The sequence below is a fragment of the Planotetraspora sp. A-T 1434 genome (assembly GCF_025420585.1).
Lineage (GTDB): Bacteria > Actinomycetota > Actinomycetes > Streptosporangiales > Streptosporangiaceae > JAOEGB01.
The window spans coordinates 1-1,247 of the sequence record NZ_JAOEGB010000074.1 but is presented as its reverse complement, the minus strand read 5'-3'; the positions used below and the strand labels follow the sequence as shown (position 1 = coordinate 1,247).

Genomic DNA, 1,247 nt, shown 5'->3' with positions numbered 1-1,247 from the left:
CGTCCAGGTGCATCAGGGTGGAGACCCGCACTCGCACCTCCCCGGCCGCGAACCCCGCGCCACCCGAAAGCAGGCCGGCCGCCACACCACCGTGCGCTGCCTTCGCGGCTGCAGCCTCGCCGCCCCCGCCACCCGCGTTCCCCCCGTTGCCCATGCTGGCCCCGCCCGAGGCCTCCGGAACGGCCTCAACCGCCACGCCCGACCTGCTCAAGCTGCCCGTGGCGGCCTCCGCTACGCCGCCCGGACTGCCTGTGGCGGCCTCGACCCCGCTATCTGCGGCGTGCGCGGTGGCGTCCGCTGCGCCGTGGCCGGCGTCCACGCTTGCCGCGCCGTCCGCTGTGTCGGCGCCTGCCACGGTGCCTGATGTGTGTCCGGCCGCCTGGAGGGTGCCGGTCGGCTGCTGCCCGCCGCCGTGGCCGTCCCCGTCGTACGGGCCGCCGGGGCCACCCCCGCTCCGCACACCGCCGGGGCCGTCCGTACCGTCGGAGCCGTCGCGGTCGCCGTCGCGGTCGCGGTCGCCGTCGACGTCGGCGTCGGCGTCGGCGTCGGCGGCCGTCGTGCCATCCCCGGCTCGCCTGCCACCGGTGGCGTCGGTGCTGTCCACGCCCCCTGTTCCGGCCCGGTCGTGAACGCCGTGCGCGCTGTGGGCGCCGGGGTCATCGGTGTGACGGGTCCGGGCCACGGTGTGGGCGCCATCGGGACTGTCAGGGTTGTCGGGGTCCGCGGGCTCCTGAGGGTCGGCGTCGTCATTGGACCGGCCGTCGTTGGGTTGGTCGGCGTCGTTGTCGTGGGGGTTGTCGTTGAGGTGGGGATCGTAGTCGTCTTCGGCGTCGAGGGGATCGGGGTTGTGGGCTTTGGTGAGGAGGATGGCGGTGATGGCGTCGTCGTCGAGCCCGGTCAGGGTGCCGTCGAGCAGGCCGAGGAAGACGTCGGTGCGGATGTGGTCGATGGGTGCGTGCAGGCCGGCGCGTTTGGCCTGCTGGGCGATGGCGTCCACCCGGGCGATGGCGGCGGCGGCCTGGTCGACGGGCAGTTGGTGGCCGGTGATGGTCGCGGTGCCGTCGGCGTGCCGCATCCCTTCGAGGCGGCGGCGTTGCAGCGCCCGCTCATACTTGCGCCGCGCCCACTGCGGGTCGGCGGCCACCAGCAGCGTCTTGATCTTGTCTTTCAGCTGGCTGGTCGTGCATGCCCCCGCCTTCGGGAGCAGGTGGCCGGCCACCGCGTGGGCGAGGGGGTCGGGGACGCCT

At 74.7% G+C, this 1,247-nt stretch carries 1 pseudogene; it reads right to left on the bottom strand.

The window, feature by feature from the left end:
* Positions 1 to 1,247, bottom strand: a pseudogene (locus tag N5079_RS34995) (hypothetical protein); the annotation flags it as partial.